A 1,349-nucleotide genomic window follows, 5' to 3' on the forward strand; every position below is an offset into this window, starting at 1 on the left:
AGGTCCACCTTATTCTCCGTGCCGGGACGGAGTACCACCTCGAAGCCTCTGGAGGCGGTGATGTCTGTGGGACAGAAGCCGAGGGTGATGGTCTTGTCCGGCAGCTGGCCGGGCTTCTGCGCCTCTGCAGCGACAACGCCGGCGAGGAGGGCGATGGAGGCAAGTAGATATCTGAGGGTATGCATAGTGTTTCGTATGAGATAAAAGGGTTATCGGGGCAGTGTACCGGTGAGATAGTAGGTGAGGTTGATCGAGCGGAGGAGTCGGGTGTCCCCCGTCCAGAGTAGGTTGCGTACTATCTCGACCATAAGCGTGTGATGCTGAGGGATGATCGAGTAACGCCTGACTGTCTGTTCATAACTTTAACTCCCGAAAGAAATTGTGTGAGACTACTAAGGGCTTATCTTCGGGGGCGCATCCCGGGTCGCAAGTCGGTCTTCTGACTTATCTCTGCCGCATCAGCGCCTTCTCGAGGGGCGTTGCCCCCAGTGGCTTGTCGAGGCCGATCGGCTATTGCGTGAGACTTACAGCAGCGGGTACTGTACCGGACTCTCACCGGTTTCCCCACCTCCTACAGTGGAGGTGTTTAACTTGCAGTACGGGGTGCCCCCCTTGGCGGTGCAAAGTTAAGAAATAAAAGGAGAGCCCGCTCCTCCCTTTTGCCCAAGGGGGAGCAGGCTCTCGCCGGATGATCCTTTTGCTCGTCCTTACTTCGTCAGTATCTTGATGTCGGGATTATCGGTCTCGCAGGTGATGTTGCGGCGGTCGGTGCAGCGGATGGTGATGCCGCAGTCGGCATTGATGGTGCCGCCCTTTACCGTGAGCTCATCACTAATTACCTCACCGTAGAGGTAGGCGGTGATGTTCACCGTGTCGCCGGTGCCGGAGAGGATGATCCCGCCACCTCTGTCGGCGTCCATATCAGCGAAGTGGAAGGAGCCGCTATAATCGATCAAACCATCGAAGGTGGATACGAGTTGCAGCGTCCTCTGCTTACCGGAGAGGTAGAGCTCTCCTTCGTAGGCGGCTATGGCGATCACTTCTTGCGCATCACCGGTGAAGAGCAGTTCGCCGCCGTTGAAGCACTCCAGCTTCAGCCGGGAGATCTTAGTGGGGCGGTAGCTCTTGTCGATATGCAGCTTAGCACCGGTCTCCACCTTCAGGGCAGTGAGGCTATTGAGATCGGTGAGGGTGACGACGGCAAGACGGGTGTGGTGGTCATCAATGATGGTCCCAAGGGAGGGCGTCCAGGAGAACCGGAGTGACCTCTCCGAGGCATCAGTGGCGCACTTGACCTTGTCAAGGTTGTAGACGTAGAGGTCCACCTTATTCTCCGTGCCGGGACGGAG

The 1,349-nt window shown here is 57.4% G+C and carries 2 protein-coding genes and 1 riboswitch; both genes read right to left on the bottom strand.

Features of this window, described 5'->3' with window-relative positions:
• Positions 1-185, bottom strand: a 185-nt coding sequence (locus HMPREF2890_RS02575) for a hypothetical protein (RefSeq protein ID WP_148130655.1), incomplete at its 3' end; no start/stop codon positions are given.
• Between the two features lie 226 nt (positions 186-411).
• Positions 412-610: riboswitch (cobalamin riboswitch) on the bottom strand.
• Between the two features lie 97 nt (positions 611-707).
• On the bottom strand, positions 708-1,349 hold a 642-nt coding region (locus tag HMPREF2890_RS09060; protein WP_168160405.1), incomplete at its 5' end, for a hypothetical protein.

The sequence above is a fragment of the Porphyromonas sp. HMSC065F10 genome (assembly GCF_001808555.1).
GTDB lineage: Bacteria > Bacteroidota > Bacteroidia > Bacteroidales > Porphyromonadaceae > Porphyromonas_A.